Genomic DNA, 17404 nt, shown 5'->3' on the forward strand with positions numbered 1-17404 from the left:
TGCCGTGCAATCGGGCGGGCTTTCGTCGCCGGGCCAAGCCATGCTTGCCGCCGCCGCGATTCCCTGTTTGGGTGGCCCGCGAAACCTTTGCAAAGACATGCCGATGGCCACCGACAAACCGCGCCGCTTCACCTTCCTGCTGCTGGATCGTTTCACGATGCTGCCCTTTACCGCTGCGATCGAACCGTTGCGGCTGGCCAACCGAGCCTCGGGGCGGCCACTTTATGACTGGCGGCTGGTGGGGGCGCGGGGCGACATGTCGGTCTGTTCCAACGGCGCGCGGGTCGTGCTGGACGGGGGGCTGGAGGGCGACGCCCCGCCGCCGGGCCGGGACGAGGTCGTGATCGTCTGCGGCGGAACCGAGATCGCGCGCGAAGCCACGCGCCCCGTGCTGGCCTGGCTGCGCAGGCAGGCACGCGGGGGTGCGGCCATGGGCGCGGTCTGCACGGGCGCATGGATCCTAGCCGAGGCGGGCCTTCTGGACGGGCGCAAGGCCACGATCCACTGGGAAAACCACGATGGTTTCGCCGAGGCCTTCCCCGAGGTCGATCTGTTCCGATCCGTCTTCGTGCATGACGGCAACCGGCTGACGGCGGCTGGCGGGACCAGTTCCATCGACCTGATCCTGCACCTGATCGCCGAGGCGCATGGCGATGCCCTTGCCGCCGATGTGGCCGACCAGATGCTGCACACCGCCATCCGCACCGAACAGGACCGCCAGCGCCTGTCGATCCCGACCCGCATCGGCGTGCGCCATCCCCGCCTTGCCGCGGTCATCGCGCGGATGGAGGCGAACCTGGAAGACCCGATCAGCCCCGCGCAGCTGGCGCTGGATGCGGGCATGTCCACCCGTCAGCTGGAGCGGCTGTTCCGGCGATACCTGAACCGCAGCCCCAAGCGGTATTACATGGAGACGCGCCTGGCCCGCGCCCGCAACCTGCTGATGCAGACCGAGATGTCGATCATCGAGATCGCTCTGGCCTCGGGGTTTTCCAGCCCCTCGCATTTCTCGAAATGCTACCGCGCGCAATATGGCAGCACGCCCTATCGCGAACGGGGGACATCCTCGGTTCCTGCGGTCTAGGACAGCCCGACCAGCGCGCGGGCGAAGTCCTGCGCGTCGAAGGCGTCCAGATCGTCGATCTGTTCGCCCACGCCGATGGCATGGATCGGCAGGCCGAAGCGGTCGGCCAGCGCCACCAGCACGCCACCGCGCGCGGTCCCGTCCAGCTTGGTCATCACCAGGCCCGACACATCGGCCAGCTTGCGGAAGGTCTCGACCTGGTTCAGCGCGTTCTGGCCGGTCGTCGCGTCCAGCACCAGCAGGGTGTTGTGGGGCGCCTCGGGGTCCTTCTTGCGGATGACGCGGACGATCTTGGCCAGCTCCTCCATCAGGTCCTGACGGTTCTGCAGGCGTCCGGCGGTATCGATCATCAGCAGATCCGCGCCCTCGGCCTCGGCCCGGACCATCGCGTCCCAAGCCAGGCTGGCAGGGTCGCTGCCCTGCGGCGCGACCATCACCGGCACGCCCGCGCGGTCCCCCCAGACCTGCAGCTGTTCGACGGCGGCCGCACGGAAGGTATCGCCCGCCGCGATCACCACCGATTTGCCCGCCGCGCGGAACTGGCTGGCCAGCTTGCCGATGGTGGTTGTCTTGCCCGCGCCGTTCACGCCGACGACCAGCACGACCTGCGGTTTCTTGGCATAGATCGGCAGTGGACGGGCGACCGGGGCCAGGATGCGCGCGATTTCGGTGGCCAGCAGCTCCTTGAGCTCGGTCGACGACACGCGGCGGCCCATGCGTCCTTCGGCGATGTTGGCGCTGACCCGAAGGGCGGTGTCGACGCCCAGATCGGCCTGCACCAGCATGTCTTCCAGGTCTTCCAGCATCGCGTCGTCCAGCGCGCGGCGCGGTTCCTCGGGCTGAGAGGACCGGCCGAACAGACGCCCGACCAAGCCCGGCGTCGCGGCGGGGGCGGCGGTGGGGGCCGGTGGTTCGACGACATGTTCGACGGGGGCCGGTGCCGGCGCGGCCTCGGGTGCGGCTGCGGGCGGGGCCTCGGCGACGATATCGTCCAGATCCGAGCTGATCTTCGTCGAAGACCTGCCAAGTCTTTCACGCAGTTTCGAGAAAAACGCCATGATCGGCCCCCTGTTTTTGCGGGCCCGACCCTAGCTGTTCACGCGGCAAAGGAAAAGCCGTCAAGTTCAACCGGGAAGGGCGGGACCATTCCCCGCCCTTCCCGGTTTTCGTTCAGCCGCGCGCCGCGACGATCATCGCGGCCAGATTGGTGGTCGAGGCGTCATGCCCCGGCGCATCCTGACCCTTCAGCAGCGGCTCGACCTTGAGCGCAAGCTCCTTGCCCAGTTCGACGCCCCATTGATCAAAGCTGTTGATGCCCAGAATGACGCCCTCGACAAAGACGCGGTGTTCGTAAAGCGCGACGATCTGGCCCAACACATAAGGCGTCAGCTGGTCGACCAGCAGCGTCGTCGACGGCCGGTTGCCCGGGAAGACGCGGTGGCGGGCCTGGCGTTCCAGTTCGGCCCCTTCCAGCCCCTTGGCCTTCATCAGGTCGCGCGCCTCATCCAAGGACCGGCCTCGCATCAATGCCTCGGACTGGGCAAGGCAATTGGCAGCCAGCAGGATGTGGTGATGCGCCAGATGGGGTTCATGACCCTTGGCTGCCAGGATGAATTCGCAAGGCACCGGTGTCGTGCCCTGATGGATCAGCTGATAGAAGGCGTGCTGACCGTTGGTGCCAGGTTCGCCCCAGACCACTGGACCCGAGACGACCTCCAGATCACTGCCGTCCATGGCGACGCGCTTGCCGTTCGATTCCATCTCCAGCTGCTGCAGATAGGCGGGCAGACGGAGCAGGCGGTTATCATAGGGTAGGACCGCGCGGGTGGGATAGCCGCAGATCTGGTGATGCCAGATGCCCGTCAGCGCCAGCAGCACCGGCAGGTTTTGGTCCAGCGGTGCGGTGCGGAAATGGGCGTCCATCGCCGCGCCGCCTGCCAAGAACTGATTGAACCCCTCATCCCCGATGGCCAGCATCAGGGACAAGCCGATCGGTCCCCAGACGGAATAGCGCCCGCCGACCCAATCCTCGAAGCCGAAGACGCGTTCGGCCGCGATGCCGAAATCGGCGGCCTTGGCGGCGGCGGTCGACAGGGCCACGAATTGCGCGCCCGGTTCGTCCACCTTGTCCGCCATCCAGTCGCGGGCGGTCTTGGCGTTGGTCATCGTCTCGATGGTGGTGAAGGTCTTGGATGCGACGATCACCAGCGTCGTGGTCGGGTCCAGCCCCTTCAACGTGTCGGCGATATCGGCGCCATCGACATTGCTGACGAAATGCGCCCGCGGCCCGTCGTGATAGGGCGCCAGCGCCAGCACCGCCATATAGGGCCCAAGGTCGGACCCGCCGATGCCGATATTCACGATATCGGTAATCTTGCCGCCCTGCCCCGCAAAGGCGCCCGACCGAAGGTCGCGGGCGAATGCCGTCATGCGGGCATGGGTATCGCGCACGGCGGGCATCACGTCCCGGCCGTCCACCGTCACGCTGCCTGACAGATTGCGCAGCGCGGTGTGCAGCACGGCGCGATCCTCGGTCTCGTTGATCCGCTGGCCGGTGAACATGGCCTCGCGGCGGTCTTCCAGACCGGCGTCGCGGGCCAGGCTCAGCAGCAGGTCGCGGGCCTTGGCGTCGATGGTGGTCTTGGACCAGTCAAAGACCAGACCGTCGGCCTTGGTGCAGAACCCGGTCGCGCGGGCAGCGTCATCGGCGAACAGGGCTTCGATGCGCAGATCGCCCTGCGCCTGGCGGTAGGTTTTAAGACGGTTCCAACTGTCGGACATCACGCTATTTCCTTCGGTCATTCGGCCCAGTGGACGGTGGCGGCATCAAGGAAGGCCCGGATCGGCGCCTCGAGCGGCGAGAGCTTTTGCGCCCGTTCCAGCGCCTCGCGCTTTTCGGGGCCCATGATCAGCACATGAATGTTGATCGCATCGGCCAGGATCGGGCGGGTCAGGGTGATGCGCGGCTCCTCGGCGCCATCGGCACGGATGGCCATGACGGGGGGTGCATCGGCGGCCATCGCGGCCTCAAGGTGATCGGCACCGGGGAACAGGCTGGCGGTGTGCATGTCATTGCCCATCCCCAGCAGCGCGACGGTCAGCGGCAGATGCGGCCGCAGGCGTTCGGCCAGCCCATCGGTCGCCAGATCGGGTGCCGCATCGCCGGTATAGAGGTCGATGTAATCGGCAGCCGCCGCCTTGTCCTTCAGCAGATGACGGCGCAGCAGGCGGCTGTTCGACCGCTTGTGATCGCCGTCCACCCACCGTTCATCGCCCAGAACCACGGTCACGCGGCCCCAGTCCAGATGGGTGCCCGACAGGGTCTCGAAGACGGGCGCCGGCGATGTGCCGCCCGGCACGCAGAGCGTCGCCCTGTCATTGTTGCGCAGATGCTGCGCCAGCTGCGAGGACAGCTGATCGGCCAGCGACAGGGCCAGCATCTCGCGGTCGGGGTATTCCTTGAATTCCATGGTCATGAGCGGATCTCCCTCCAGCGACGGTTGTCGCGATGCATCAGGCGCAACGCTTCCTCGGGCCCCGAGGATCCGGCATCATAGGGTTCGGGCTTGCGCTTGCTGTCTTCCCACGCGTTGATGATCGGGTCGGTCCAGGCCCATGCGGCCTCGACCTCGTCGCCACGCATGAACAGCGTCTGGTTGCCACGGATCACGTCCATGATCAGCCGCTCATAGGCGTCGGGCATGTCGGCACCTTCCGGCCCCAAGGCGTCGGCAAAGGACATGTCCAGCGGCACCTGGACCAGGCGCATGCCGCCAGGACCGGGTTCCTTGATCATCACCTTCATGTTCATGCCTTCGTTCGGCTGAAGGCGGATGACCAGTTCGTTGGCCTTGGGGGTGCCACTGTCGTCAAAGATCGAATGCGGCGGTTCCTTGAAGGTGATCGCAATCTCACTGGTGCGCGCGCGCAGCTTCTTGCCGGTGCGCAGATAGAAGGGCGTCCCCTGCCAGCGCCAGTTGGAAATCCGCACCTTCATCGCGACATAGCTTTCGGTGCGCGAATTGGGGTCCTCGGAATCCTCGACATAGCCGGTGCCACCCTCGTCGGCCTGGTACTGGCCGCGCACGATATCGGCGGGCTCGACCGGCTGCAGGGCGCGGATGACCTTCAACTTCTCGTCCCGCACGGCGTCGGGGTCGAAGTGATAGGGCGGCTCCATCGCGATCAGGCACAAAAGCTGCATCATGTGGTTCTGGACCATGTCGCGGATCGCGCCGGACTTGTCGTAATAGCTGCCGCGCCCGGCCACGCCCACGGTTTCGGCCACCGTGATCTGCACGTGGTCGATGAACTGGGCGTTCCACAGCGGTTCGAACAGGATGTTGGCAAAACGGACGGCCATCAGGTTCTGGACGGTTTCCTTGCCCAGGTAATGGTCGATCCGATAGATCTGCTGTTCGTGGAAATGCTGGGCCAGCGTGTCGTTCAATGCGCGGGCCGATGCCAGATCGCGGCCGAAGGGCTTTTCCACCACGATGCGGCTGTCGTCATCGGCGATGCCGTGACCGGCCAGGCGTTCCGCGATGTCGCCGAACAGCGCCGGCGCGACCGAGAAGTAGAAGGCGTGGACCGCGCCGGGGCGCATGCGCGCCTTCAGTTCCTTCCAGCCACCTTCGCCGCGGGCATCGATCGACACATATCCCAGCAACTCAAGGAATTGCGCCAATTGCGGATCATCCTCGGCGACCTTTGCAAATTCGCAGATCGCCTTGGATGCCTCGGCGCGGAACCCGTCATCGTCCTGTTCGGTCCGTGCCGCGCCGATGATGCGGCTGGTGGCCGGGAACTGGCCCGCCTTGAAGCGCCGGTAAAGTCCCGGCAAAATCTTGCGATGCGCCAAGTCGCCCGTAGCGCCAAAGATCACAAGGTCGAAATCTTCGACCGGAATGACACGCGAGACCATGCTGTCCTCCTTATGGGTGGCTTCCGCCATATCCCTTGTTAGCGATAACAGCAACGATGTTCAACCGCCCACTGCCTTGGCAAGACGCGGCAGCCTGCCGCGTTTCAACATCTGTTCAGGGGTCATCTGCCCCCCCATCGCCACGGCCTTGTCACAGGCCGCACGGACCGCCCTGACGACCTCTGCGGGACCGCCCCGGAACAGGTCCAGCAGGAAAGCGTCGGGATGGATCGCCCGCAGCCCCAGTCCTGCCATCAGGCATTGGGGAAAGTCGCGCAGGTTCGCCGTGACGATCAGGGACGCCCCGCCCGCCAGCGCGGCCTCGGCGACGTGGCGGTCGGCAGGGTCGGGAAAATCCAGATCGATGGCCGCCTGCCCGTCATCCGGCAGGATCGCGTCGGGAAAACGCAGGCGCAACAGCGCGATCTCGGCCCCGGCGACGGCCCCCGCATCGGGGCCGATGCGCAGGGCGGCGCGGCGCCATTCTTCCAGGATGCGTTCGGACCACAAGGCCGTGAACCGCCCGTCCTGCGCCAGATCGCACAGGATCTCGCGCAGGATGGTGGGGAACAGGACATTGGCGTCCAGAACGGCGCGCATCAACCCAGCCGGAAGAACAGCGACTTGAGGTAGCCCGTTTCCGCCAGCTGCGGCAGCGTCGGATGGTCGGGACCCGCCTGCCCCGTGTGGATCAGCACGCCGCGACGACCGCCGCGCCCGATGCCCCGCGCACTGGAGTTGCGGAAGGCCGTCAGATCGGCGGCATGTGAACAGCTGCACAGACCCAGATAGCCACCCGGCGCAACCAGCGGTGCCGCCAGCTTGGCCACGCGCTCATAGGCGCGCAGGCCCGCGTCCAGCGCCGATTTCGACGGTGCGAAAGCTGGCGGGTCGCAGATGACGACGTCGAATTGACGACCCTGTTCGGCCAGCGCTTCCAGCGCCTTGAATGCGTCCGACTGCATGGTCTCGAAGCGGTCGGCGGAATCCATGGCCTCGGCCCCGCCCTGCGCCAGCTTCAACGCGGGGGCGCTGCCGTCGACGGCGGTCGCATGGGTCGCGCCTGCAGCCAGCGCCGCCAGACCGAAACCGCCCACATGGCTGAAGACGTCCAGTACGGTCGCGCCCTTGGACAGGCGTTGCGCAAAGGCGTGGTTCGGGCGCTGGTCGTAGAAGAGGCCGGTCTTCTGCCCGCCCATCATGTCGGCCAGATAGATCGCGCCGTTCATCGACACCTGCACGGGTGCCTCGGGCGCATCGCCACGCAGCACGTCCATACGTTCGGCCAGACCTTCCAGACCGCGCGCGCGGCCCTGCCCGTTGGCGATGACGGTCTTGACGCCCACGACTTCGATCAGGGCATCGGCGATGTCATTGGCCATATTGTCGGACCATGCGGCATTGGGCTGCATGACGACGGCATCGCCGAAACGGTCGACGATCAGGCCCGGAAGGCCATCGGCCTCGGCATGGATCAGGCGATAGAAGGGCTGATCATAGAGCCTTTCGCGCATCTCCAGCGCGCGGGACAGCTTGGCGCGCAGCCATGCCCCGTCTATCTGGGTATCGACATCCAGATCCATCACCCGCCCGATGATCTTGGACACGGGGTTCACCGTCACCAGCGCCAGGGGACGGCGTTCGGCATCCTCCAGCACGGCGAAGCCGCCCGCAGGCAGGGCCTTGGTGCGGCGGTCCAGCACGGCCTCATCGGCAAAGACCCATGGGAAACCGTGACGGATGGCCTGGGGTTTCGATTTCGGACGCAGGCGCAGGACGGGCAGATCATTCATTGGAAAAAATCCTTTCGCGGCTGATCTGACACGGGACCACCCGTCGCACAAGCCGCACCGACCTGCCGATCACGCGAAATCGTGCAGATCCGCGGTGAATGCTGCAGGATATGCACAGGCAGAGGTTGCCCCGTTAACGCTAACGGAGTATAGTCGCCACAAATGAACAAGAGGCCCGCCATGACCCTTCACGCCACCATCGACCGGGTGACAGACCGCATCCGCGAACGTTCGCTGAAATCCCGCACGGCCTATCTGGCAAAGATCGCCCGCGCGGCGCAGGAAGGTCCGGCCCGCGCCCACCTGTCCTGCGGCAACCAGGCCCATGCCTATGCCGCCATGTCCGACAAGGAGGACATGGCCACGACGCGCAAACCCAATATCGGCATCGTCTCGGCCTATAACGACATGCTGTCGGCGCATCAGCCCTTCGAGCACTATCCCGAACGGATCCGCCAGGCGGGCCGCGCGGCGGGTGCCACGGTGCAGGTCGCGGGCGGCGTACCCGCCATGTGCGACGGCGTGACCCAAGGCCGCCCGGGGATGGAACTGTCGCTGTTTTCGCGCGACGTGATCGCCTTGGCGGCGGGCGTGGCGCTGTCGCATGACTGCTTTGATTCGGCGATGTATCTGGGCGTCTGCGACAAGATCGTGCCGGGGCTGATCATCGCGGCGGCGACTTTCGGTCATATCCCGGCGGTCTTCGTGCCGGCGGGTCCGATGCCATCGGGGTTGCCCAACGATGAGAAATCCAAGGTCCGCCAGCAATTCGCCACCGGCGAGGTCGGCCGCGAGGAGCTCATGAAGGCCGAGATGGCCAGCTATCACAGCGCCGGGACCTGCACCTTCTACGGCACCGCGAATACAAATCAGATGCTGATGGAGTTCATGGGCCTGCACCTGCCCGGATCGTCATTCGTGAATCCCAACACGCCGCTGCGCGAGGCGCTGACGGTCGCCGCCGTCGAACGCGCCGCCGCCATCACCAATCTGGGCAACGAATACATGCCCGCAGGTCAGGTGCTGGACGAACGCGCCTTCGTGAACGGCATCGTCGGGCTGATGGCCACGGGCGGTTCGACCAACCTGGTCCTGCATCTGCCCGCCATGGCGCGCGCCGCCGGCGTCCTGCTGGACATCGAGGATTTCCACGATCTGTCGGAAAACGTGCCGCTGATGGCGCGCGTCTATCCCAACGGGCTGGCCGACGTGAATCATTTCCACGCGGCCGGTGGCCTTGGCTACATGATCGGCCAACTGCTGGAGGGTGGCCTGCTGCATCCCGACGTCAAGACGATCAACGGCACCGGGCTGGACGGCTATACCGCCGAACCCAAGCTGGACGGTGGCCGCGTGCGTTGGGAAGCGGGCGCCAGGGAATCGCTGAACGACCGCATCCTGCGTCCCGCCTCGGATCCCTTCGCCAAGACCGGCGGGCTGAAGCAGTTGCAAGGCAATCTGGGTCGCGGCGTCATCAAGATCAGCGCCGTCGCCCCCGAGCGTCACGTGATCGAGGCGAAGGCCCGCGTCTTTTCCGACCAGGAAGCGGTCAAGACCGCCTTCCGCGCCGGAGAGTTCACCGAGGACACCATCGTCATCGTCCGCTTCCAGGGTCCCCGTGCCAACGGCATGCCCGAGCTGCACTCGCTGACGCCGACGCTGGCGGTGCTGCAGGATCGCGGGTTGAAAGTGGCGCTGGTCACCGACGGGCGCATGTCTGGCGCATCGGGCAAGGTCCCGGCCGCCATCCACGTCTCGCCCGAGGCGGCGATGGGCGGGCCGCTGGCCCGCGTGCAGGACGGTGACCTGGTCCGGCTGGATGCGGCATCGGGCAGGCTGGAATGCCTGGCGCCCGATTTCGACAGCCGCGAACCCGTGGCCTTCGATCCCTCGGGCAGCAACGAAGGCCTAGGCCGCGAGATGTTTGCCGCCTTCCGCGCCGTCGCCGGTCCCGCGACCGAAGGCGCAGGCGTCGTCGTCTGAGAACCTGCCCCCCCGCAGGATGCCTGCGGGGGGATGACCATCACGCCGCCGCGGCAACCTCGCAGACGACGCGGCGCAGATAGCCCGCGAAATCGGCGGCGACATGGCGGGCCGGGCCATCGGCCACATAGACGTTCAGCCATGTGGGCGGCAGCGGCGGCAAGGTCCCGCCATGGTCCACCACCTCCAGCCCCGGCTGAGAGATGCCGCGCGGCAGCAGCGTGACCCCCAGATCGGCCGCCGCCAGCACCCGCCATGTTTCGCTGCCACCGTCGCTGGCGACCTGTATCCATTCGATCCCCGCCTGATCCAGCGCCGCCATGCCGACCGGGTGATAGGCGCAATGGGCGCTGTCGGCGACCGGCAGGGGGCGCTGGCGCCATGCCTCGCCGCCCGCGGCGCCGAACCAGGCCAGATCGACCTTGGCCAAGTGGATCGCCCCCGGTGGCGCATCGAATTCGGTTGTCAGGATCACGTCATGTTCGCCGCGCTTCATCTGGGCGCGCAGATCCTTGCTGCGGGCGTGGTTCATCACCAGCTCGACTCGCGGCTGATCCAGCCGAAAGGCCCGCACCGTCTGCGCGACCTTGGTGAACAGCCAGTCCGTGGTCAGCCCGACGCGCAGGCGCGTCGCAGGCTGCACGCCGGTAAAGCGCGACAGGATCGCGTCGTTCAGCGCCACCAGCTTGCGGCTTTCCCCCAGCAGATCCAGCGCCAGGTCCGACAGCACGACACCGCGCCCCGCCTTGGTCAGCATGGGCCGGCCGAACAGATCCTCCAGCCGCTTCATCTGCATCGAGAGCGCGCTTTGCGTCATGTTCAGCGATTCGGCCGCCCGCGTGACGGTGCCATATTCCGCGACCGCCTGCAGCGACCGCAAGGTCGCGATGTCCAAGTTCCGCATAGGCGCCCCACCTTTCAAAATTCTTGATCGAACGCATCAAAAGCATTCGTTTCAAAAATAGAACGATGGTCGATAACAATCAATTCACAAGATCAAAAAGCAATGAATCATCACCGTCACTGATCATATCAATCAATGAGGCTGAACCATGTCGACCCGATCTCTTGCCCGCGTCATCACCGGCCATGGCATCATCCCGCGCACCAGATGGCTGGAGCGTCTGCTGACGATGTTCGACGTGCGCCGCACCCGCATTGATCTGGCGCGCCTGACGGATGCGCAGCTGAACGATATCGGCCTCACCCGCGCGGATGTGGAACAGGAACTGGCCCGGGCGGCATGGGACGTGCCGGCAGGCTGGCGTCGCCGCTGAGGCCGGTCATTCGCCGCGCGGCGGACCAAAGCGTTCCAGCATCCGCCGTTCGATCTGGTCGCGCGTCTGGCGATAGGCGGCCAGCTTCGCCTCACGCCCTTCGGCCAGGCCCGTGGGGTCCATGATGGGCCAGTATTCGATGTCCAGATGGGCGTGCCGCGTCATTTCCAAGGCCATGCGCTGGCTGGCGGGCGACAGGGCGACGATCAGATCGAACTGACCCAGGTCGTCGCCCCAATCCTGCATCTCCTCGAAGCTGCGGCTGCGGTGATTGGCCAAGGGAACGCCCACCTCGTCGCAGACGGCGATGGCAAAGCCGTCCACGTCCATGTCGTTCTTGACGCCGGCCGATTGGACATAGGCGGCGCGGCCATAGAACTTCTTCATCATCCCTTCGGCCATGGGCGAACGGATGGCATTGTGATCGCAGCAGAACAGAACCGATGAGGGAAACTTGTCCTGCGCCATGATCTCAGCTTTGCGGGATCAGGGCGCAGATCAGGGTGAACAGGCGCCGGGCCGTGTCGATATCCAGCACCGCCTTGCCCTCCAGCCGCTCCTGAAGGGTGCGCGCGCCTTCGTTGTGGATGCCGCGGCGGGCCATGTCGATCGCCTCGATCTGGGCGGGGGGCAGGCGTTTCACGGCGTCGAAATAGCTTTGGCAGATCTGGAAGTAATCCTTGACCACTTGCCGGAAGGGCCCAAGCGACAGGTGAAATTCAGCCACCTTGTCGCCGTCTTCGCTGTTCACGTCAAAGACCAGCCTGCCTTCGCGGATGCACAGTTCCAGCACAAAGGGACCTTCGGGTGCATCGCCCCCGTCACGGCCCGGAACCGAGAAGCTGTTGTCCTCGATCAGGTCAAAGATCGCGACCCGGCGTTCCTGCTCCATTTCGGGGGTCGCGGGCGCGATGGCGCTGTCGTCGATCTCGATCCTGATGATGCGGCTCATTCATGCGGCCTTTCGTTCAACATCCCCAGCCGAGCCTGAACCGAAGCGCCATGCGCCTGCAAGCCCTCGGATGCGGCCAGGCGCACGGCGGCGGGGCCGATCGTGGCCAAGGCACCGGGCGTCAGCCGCGCCATGGTGGTGCGCTTCAGGAAATCCATGACCGACAGCCCGGAACTGAACCGCGCCGACCGCGCCGTCGGCAACACGTGATTCGGTCCGCTGACGTAATCGCCCACGGCTTCGGGCGTGTGCGCCCCCAGGAAGATCGCACCGGCATGAATGCATTTCGCGGCCAGCGCTTCGGGGTCCGCCACACACAGTTCCAGATGTTCGGGCGCGATGCGGTTCGACAGGGCTGCGGCCTGATCCAGATCCTCGACCACGATCAGCGTGCCATAATCGCGCCAACTGGCGCCCGCGATGGCTGCGCGGTCCAGCGTCGGGATGATGCGCTCGACCTCGGCGGCCACGGCGCGGGCCATGGCGGGATCGGTGGTGATCATGATCGATTGGGCATCGGCATCGTGTTCCGCTTGCGCCAGCAGGTCCCATGCCAGCCATTCCGGGTTCTGTTCGCCATCCGCGATGACCAGAATCTCGGATGGGCCGGCGATCATGTCGATGCCGACGCGGCCAAAGACCTGCCGCTTGGCCGCCGCGACAAAGGCGTTGCCGGGGCCGGTGATCTTGTCAACCGGCGCGATGGTGTCGGTGCCGTAAGCCATCGCCGCCACCGCCTGCGCGCCGCCGATGCGATAGATCTCGTCCACGCCCGACAGCTGCGCCGCCAGCAGGACCAGCGGATTGATCACCCCGTCCGGCGTCGGCACGCAGATGACCAGACGGTCCACCCCCGCCACCCGCGCCGGGATCGCGTTCATCAGCACGCTGGAGGGATAGGCCGCCTGCCCGCCCGGCACGTAAAGGCCCGCCGCAGAAACCGCGCTCCAGCGCCAGCCCAAGGTCGCGCCTTCGGGGTCGGTCCAGTTGGCATCCTCGGGCATCTGGCGGGCGTGATAGGCGCGGATGCGTTCGGCGGCCAAGGCCAGCGCGGCGCGATCCTCGGGCGACACCATCGCCACCTGCGCCTCGATCTCGGCGGCGGTGAAGCGGAGGGTTTCGGGCGTCAGGTCCAGCCGGTCAAAGCGGGATGTCAATTCGCACAGGGCGGCGTCACCGCGATGGCGCACATCGGCGATGATCGTGGCGACGGTGGTGTTCACATCGGCCGAATCCTCGCGCTTGGCGTTCAGCATCTGCTGGAACCCCTGTTCGAAATCGGCATCCTTGATGTTCAGCGTGACCGGCATGTTCTTCGTTCCTTGCAGCCTTGCGGCCTTTTTTGCCCGTCACTCGGGGTGACTGGGCGCTTTCCCCGAGACGGCGCGATAGGGTCGCGTCACGTCGCGCAGATCCAGGTTGATGCATTCGACCTCGGCGATGATCGTGCCGTCGCCTGCGAAATCCAGCGACAGGCGGCCCGTGCCGTCTTCGCCCGGTGTCCAGCGCAGCGCCAGCAGCGACAGGACGGTGTCGGCATCGCGGTCCACACCGTCGCTGACCAGACGCATGACATCGTTGACGACCAGCAGCGATTGAACGCGTTCGAAATCGCGTCCCTCGGTCCGGGCGGCGTCGGCGTCCTCCCACCGGAAGCGGTTCAGCAGCAATGCCAGACGGCGCGCCTTGGGGTCATGGCTGATCTGGGTCGCGGGCAGGATCGCATCCTGCGCCAGCGACGAGAGGATGCGCAGATCGACCTCGTCCTCGGCCCTGATGCTCAGGGGACGGGGGTCAGCATCGCTGAAACGGGCATCCTCGGCCATGATCACTGCTCCTTGACGCGTTCGATATGGGCACCCACGCCGCGCAGCTTGCGCACGACATGTTCGTAACCGCGATCCAGGTGATAGACGCGGCTGACGGTTGTCTGGCCTTCCGCCGCCATCCCCGCAAGGATCAGGCTGACCGAGGCCCGCAGGTCGGTCGCCATCACCGGCGCCCCGCGCAGCTTTTCGACGCCCGTGACGGTCGCGTGACCGCCATGAACCTCGATCCGGGCGCCCATGCGGGTCAGTTCGGGGGCATGCATGAAGCGATTCTCGAAGATGGTTTCCTCAAGGACGCTGGTGCCCTCGGCGGTGCACATCATGGCCATGAACTGGGCCTGCAGATCGGTCGGGAAACCGGGGAAGGGTTCGGTCGTGACGTTGACGGCCTTCAGGCGGCCGTTCTTGCGGCTGACCTTCAATCCGCGCTGCGTTTGCTCGACGCTGACACCGGCTTCTTCCAGCTTCTCGCAGAAGGCCGACAGCAGGTCGATGCGGCCGCCCAACAGTTCGACCTCGCCTCCGCACATCGCCGGGGCCAGCATATAGGTGCCCAGCTCGATCCGGTCGGTGACGACGGGATGCGTCGCGCCATTCAGGGACTGGACGCCCTGAATGGTGATGGTGCCGGTGCCCTCGCCTTCGATCTCGGCGCCCATGCGGCGCAGGCACTGGGCCAGATCAACGATCTCGGGCTCGCGCGCGGCGTTTTTCAGCACCGTGGTACCGCGTGCCAAGGTCGCCGCCAGCAGCGCGTTTTCCGTCGCCCCGACCGAGACGATGGGGAATTCAAAGACCGCGCCCTGCAGCCCGCCCGCCGGTGCCTTGGCGTGGACATAGCCGTCGCGCAGGTCCAGCGTCGCACCCAAGGCCTCCAATGCGCGCAGATGCAGGTCGACGGGCCGCGCACCGATGGCGCAACCGCCGGGCAGCGACACCTCGGCCACGCCGTCGCGCGCCAGCATCGGACCCAGCACCAGGATCGAGGCGCGCATCTTGCGCACGATGTCGTATTCGGCGCGGTGGCTGGTCATGTCATGGCTGGACAGGGCCAGCACTTGCCCGTCCTGCAGGCTGGCCACTTCGGCGCCCAGGCTTTGCAGCAATTCCGTCATGGTGCGGATGTCCGACAGGCGCGGCGCATTGGTCAGCGTCAGCGGCTGATCGGTCAACAGCGTCGCGGGCATCAGCGTCAGGCAGGCGTTCTTCGCACCGGCAATGGGGATTTCTCCCTTCAGGGGGCCGTTACCCTCTACGATGATCTGGTCCATCAGCTGTCGTCCTTGCCTGTCTTGTCGGCCGGTTCAATGGCGGCCTTGTTATCGGATTCCGGATCGTCCGCACGTGCCCGCGCCTGCGCCTTGCGGCGTGCCAGATTCGCGCGCAACGCCTGTCGCAGGCGATCATCGCGGCTTTCCGGGGCAGATTTGTCTTTGCGTCTATCCGTCATGGTTCATCTGTTAGCGTCCGCCAGCGTCGCAGTCCAGCAAACGCAAAGCCGATCGATGGGCAATCGGCGAAATCCGGAAAAAATTCGAAAATGCTCTTGCAGGCGTCCGGGGCATTGGTTAAACGCCCCTCCAACGATGCTGTGGTAGCTCAGTGGTAGAGCACACCCTTGGTAAGGGTGAGGTCGAGAGTTCAATCCTCTCTCACAGCACCAGTTCAACCCTTTGACCTGCAAGAATTCCCTTGATTACGAGGACTTCGCGCGTTTTCTGGTGCCAGAACAGGTGTCAGAATGGTGTTAGAAGCATGGCTGCGAAACTGCGCCACCTCAAAGTGAAGAATGGCCGCTACTGGGCTCGGATCTCGATACCGGAAGAACTGAGAGATCAGTTCGACGGAAAATCGGAACTGACGGAACCTCTCGGTGGCGACCGGCCCGTAGCTTTTCAGAAGCATGCAGCTGCGGTAGCCCGTCTTCAGGCGCGGATTGGGGCTGCGAAGATGGCAGTGGCAGCTCCCGCCGACGTCTTTCCTTCGGATAATGCAGCGGACATCTTCGGCGATCAGATCCTTACAGAAGAGCTTCTTGATCGACTGGGCATCGAGCACCTCCACCGGGTCCTAGACGACTACGAACTCAAGCAATCCAACATGCCCACGCACGAAGCCATCACGGCTGAATACGAGCGAGTGCTTGCGCGGATCGATAGCGGCGAGATCAGCGACAGTAGAAATCCTTACGAGGCAATCAATGCGCGCACGCCATACGAACTCGTGAACGGTGCACGCGAACACGATAGGGCATGGCGGCACAGAAGGGTGAATGGTCTGCGGTCGGCCTGGGCATCCGGCGACCTGAAGATCGTCCTTGAGGCTACGCGCAAGGCCGCGACACAGAACGACTTGGCGATCGTCAAGGGCTCCCGCGACTGGCAGGAACTGGGCCGGCGACTTGTTCGTATGGAACTGGCGGCTTTGGAGGAGACCTTCCGACGCGACAACGGCGTATATGACAGCGATCCAGTGGCGATGAAGGTGCCTGCGACGCCGTCGCCGAAGGTCACGCAGGAGCCCCCTCCGCGTGCAGTGGCGCCCGTGGGACTATGGACGCTGTTCGAGGACTACATCGCTTACCGCCAGCGGCTCAACAAGCACCAGGATGGCGGCAGGAACTGGCGTCACCCGATAAAGCACCTCATTGGACATGTCGGTCACGAAGATGCGGGGCGCATCACCAAGAAGGATCTGATCGCTTGGCGCGACGGCCTGCTGGAGGCGGGAACCTCGCCGAAGACCATCGCGGCGAAGTATCTTGCTGCGGTGAAGGCCGTCTTCGCATGGGCTCATGAAAACGATCGCTTGGCGACGAACGAGGCCAAAGATGTAAGGCAGGAGGCTGCTCGCAAGATACGCTTGCGCGAAAAGGGCTACAGCACCTCTGAGGCGACGGAGCTATTGCGGGTGTGCCGGAACTACACATCGCCGGAGCGAGCGAACCCCGCTCACCGCGAGCGCCCTTGGATGGAACCTGCGAAGAGATGGGTTCCTTTCCTCTGCGCCTTCACCGGCGCGCGTGTCGGAGAGATCTGCCAGCTGCGCAAAGAGGATGTAATGCAGGAGTCCGGAAGATGGCTGATCTTGATCACGCCGGAGGCCGGGTCGGTCAAAAACGCACAATTCCGAAAGGTTCCCCTGCACGGTCAACTCGAACAATTGGGCTTTATCGACTTCGTGTCCAAGTCTGAAGAAGGACCGCTGTTCCACGGCAAGAAAGATCCCAAACAGTATGTCGCCGGGGCCAAGGCTACCAGTGGAAAGCTAGGTAGATGGCTCGGTAAATGTGGACTGGTTCCGAAGGATGTCGCGCCGAACTACGGCTTCAGGCATCGGTTCAAGACGCTCGGCCTCGACTTGGGGGCGACGAAACGCGTCCTCGATGCCATTCAGGGCCACCCTGGTCGAGATGCGAGCGACCACTATGGCGATGTCACGCTGAAAGCGATGCTGGCGGTCATTGATCGCTTGGAGCCCTATGAGTTACAAGAAGTAGCCCCGTGAACGAAGCGTCGCTGCTTTCACCCTCTATCCAAAAAACCATTTGCCTGTTCAGGGT

At 65.1% G+C, this 17404-nt stretch carries 17 protein-coding genes and 1 tRNA gene; 5 read left to right on the forward strand and 13 right to left on the reverse strand.

Translation table 11 applies throughout. The features are described from left to right. The first annotated feature begins 97 nt into the window (after positions 1 to 97). Positions 98 to 1084, forward strand: coding sequence for a GlxA family transcriptional regulator (locus DKT70_RS01195; RefSeq protein ID WP_111557867.1), 987 nt, complete (start codon positions 98 to 100; stop codon positions 1082 to 1084). Here the strand turns inward: DKT70_RS01195 and ftsY are convergent. The 6 genes from ftsY to DKT70_RS01225 all read right to left on the reverse strand — a co-directional run bounded on the left by ftsY (position 1081) and on the right by DKT70_RS01225 (position 7801). Further along, entirely contained in the window at positions 1081 to 2142 is a 1062-nt protein-coding gene (gene ftsY / locus DKT70_RS01200) for a signal recognition particle-docking protein FtsY (protein WP_111557442.1), read from the reverse strand. The two genes, DKT70_RS01195 and ftsY, sit on opposite strands and share 4 nt — an antisense overlap. A 112-nt stretch (positions 2143 to 2254) precedes the next feature. Further along, the gene (gene pgi / locus DKT70_RS01205; protein WP_111557443.1) at positions 2255 to 3865 is read right to left on the reverse strand and encodes a glucose-6-phosphate isomerase; all 1611 of its coding nucleotides are present in this window, start codon (positions 3863 to 3865) and stop codon (positions 2255 to 2257) included. Positions 3866 to 3882: 17 nt separating this feature from the next. Continuing rightward, positions 3883 to 4554 (reverse strand): 6-phosphogluconolactonase, encoded by a 672-nt coding sequence (pgl, locus tag DKT70_RS01210; protein WP_199559523.1) that lies wholly within the window; start codon positions 4552 to 4554, stop codon positions 3883 to 3885. 2 nt (positions 4555 to 4556) lie between these two features. Then, positions 4557 to 6008 (reverse strand): glucose-6-phosphate dehydrogenase, encoded by a 1452-nt coding sequence (gene zwf / locus DKT70_RS01215; protein ID WP_111557868.1) that lies wholly within the window; start codon positions 6006 to 6008, stop codon positions 4557 to 4559. A gap of 60 nt (positions 6009 to 6068) precedes the next feature. Continuing rightward, a complete protein-coding gene (locus DKT70_RS01220) occupies positions 6069 to 6608 on the reverse strand; it encodes an RSP_2648 family PIN domain-containing protein (protein WP_111557445.1) in 540 nt (179 codons plus the stop codon). After that, a complete protein-coding gene (locus DKT70_RS01225) occupies positions 6608 to 7801 on the reverse strand; it encodes an RSP_2647 family RNA methyltransferase (protein WP_111557446.1) in 1194 nt (397 codons plus the stop codon). The genes DKT70_RS01220 and DKT70_RS01225 overlap by 1 nt, the downstream gene beginning before the upstream one ends. A 180-nt stretch (positions 7802 to 7981) precedes the next feature. On the opposite strand from DKT70_RS01225, the gene edd reads away from it, so the two are divergent. Beyond that, positions 7982 to 9784, forward strand: a complete 1803-nt coding sequence (gene edd / locus DKT70_RS01230) for a phosphogluconate dehydratase (protein ID WP_111557447.1) — start codon at positions 7982 to 7984, stop codon at positions 9782 to 9784. 40 nt (positions 9785 to 9824) lie between these two features. Here edd and DKT70_RS01235 read toward each other — a convergent pair whose 3' ends face one another. Continuing rightward, positions 9825 to 10688: a LysR family transcriptional regulator gene (locus tag DKT70_RS01235; protein WP_111557448.1), complete on the reverse strand. Its 864-nt coding sequence runs from the start codon at positions 10686 to 10688 to the stop codon at positions 9825 to 9827. Between the two features lie 148 nt (positions 10689 to 10836). Here DKT70_RS01235 and DKT70_RS18140 point away from each other — a divergent pair, with 148 nt between their 5' ends. Further along, the gene (locus tag DKT70_RS18140; protein WP_199559504.1) at positions 10837 to 11061 is read left to right on the forward strand and encodes a DUF1127 domain-containing protein; all 225 of its coding nucleotides are present in this window, start codon (positions 10837 to 10839) and stop codon (positions 11059 to 11061) included. A gap of 6 nt (positions 11062 to 11067) precedes the next feature. Here the strand turns inward: DKT70_RS18140 and DKT70_RS01245 are convergent, their stop codons facing one another. From DKT70_RS01245 to DKT70_RS01270, 6 genes are read right to left on the reverse strand one after another with little or no spacing between them, the layout of a single operon-like run. Beyond that, complete coding sequence (locus DKT70_RS01245) at positions 11068 to 11529, reverse strand: arsenate-mycothiol transferase ArsC (RefSeq protein WP_111557449.1); 462 nt, start codon at positions 11527 to 11529, stop codon at positions 11068 to 11070. A gap of 4 nt (positions 11530 to 11533) precedes the next feature. After that, positions 11534 to 12013, reverse strand: a complete 480-nt coding sequence (locus tag DKT70_RS01250) for a UPF0262 family protein (RefSeq protein WP_111557450.1) — start codon at positions 12011 to 12013, stop codon at positions 11534 to 11536. Beyond that, positions 12010 to 13323, reverse strand: a complete 1314-nt coding sequence (gene hisD, locus DKT70_RS01255; protein ID WP_111557451.1) for a histidinol dehydrogenase — start codon at positions 13321 to 13323, stop codon at positions 12010 to 12012. Before hisD ends, DKT70_RS01250 begins: the two co-directional genes overlap by 4 nt. Before the next feature lie 39 nt (positions 13324 to 13362). Further along, positions 13363 to 13839, reverse strand: a complete 477-nt coding sequence (locus DKT70_RS01260) for a DUF2948 family protein (RefSeq protein ID WP_111557452.1) — start codon at positions 13837 to 13839, stop codon at positions 13363 to 13365. 2 nt (positions 13840 to 13841) lie between these two features. Next, on the reverse strand, positions 13842 to 15113 hold the full coding sequence (gene murA, locus DKT70_RS01265; protein WP_111557453.1) for a UDP-N-acetylglucosamine 1-carboxyvinyltransferase: 1272 nt from the start codon (positions 15111 to 15113) through the stop codon (positions 13842 to 13844). Beyond that, positions 15113 to 15292: a hypothetical protein gene (locus DKT70_RS01270; protein ID WP_072297629.1), complete on the reverse strand. Its 180-nt coding sequence runs from the start codon at positions 15290 to 15292 to the stop codon at positions 15113 to 15115. Before DKT70_RS01270 ends, murA begins: the two co-directional genes overlap by 1 nt. 138 nt (positions 15293 to 15430) lie before the next feature. On the opposite strand from DKT70_RS01270, the gene DKT70_RS01275 reads away from it, so the two are divergent. Beyond that, positions 15431 to 15505: transfer RNA gene (locus DKT70_RS01275), tRNA-Thr, on the forward strand. Positions 15506 to 15597: 92 nt separating this feature from the next. Beyond that, positions 15598 to 17349: a site-specific integrase gene (locus DKT70_RS01280; protein ID WP_111557454.1), complete on the forward strand. Its 1752-nt coding sequence runs from the start codon at positions 15598 to 15600 to the stop codon at positions 17347 to 17349. The last annotated feature ends 55 nt before the right edge of the window (positions 17350 to 17404 follow it).

This window comes from Paracoccus sediminilitoris (assembly GCF_003259195.1).
In the GTDB taxonomy this organism is placed as follows: Bacteria; Pseudomonadota; Alphaproteobacteria; order Rhodobacterales; family Rhodobacteraceae; genus Paracoccus; species Paracoccus sediminilitoris.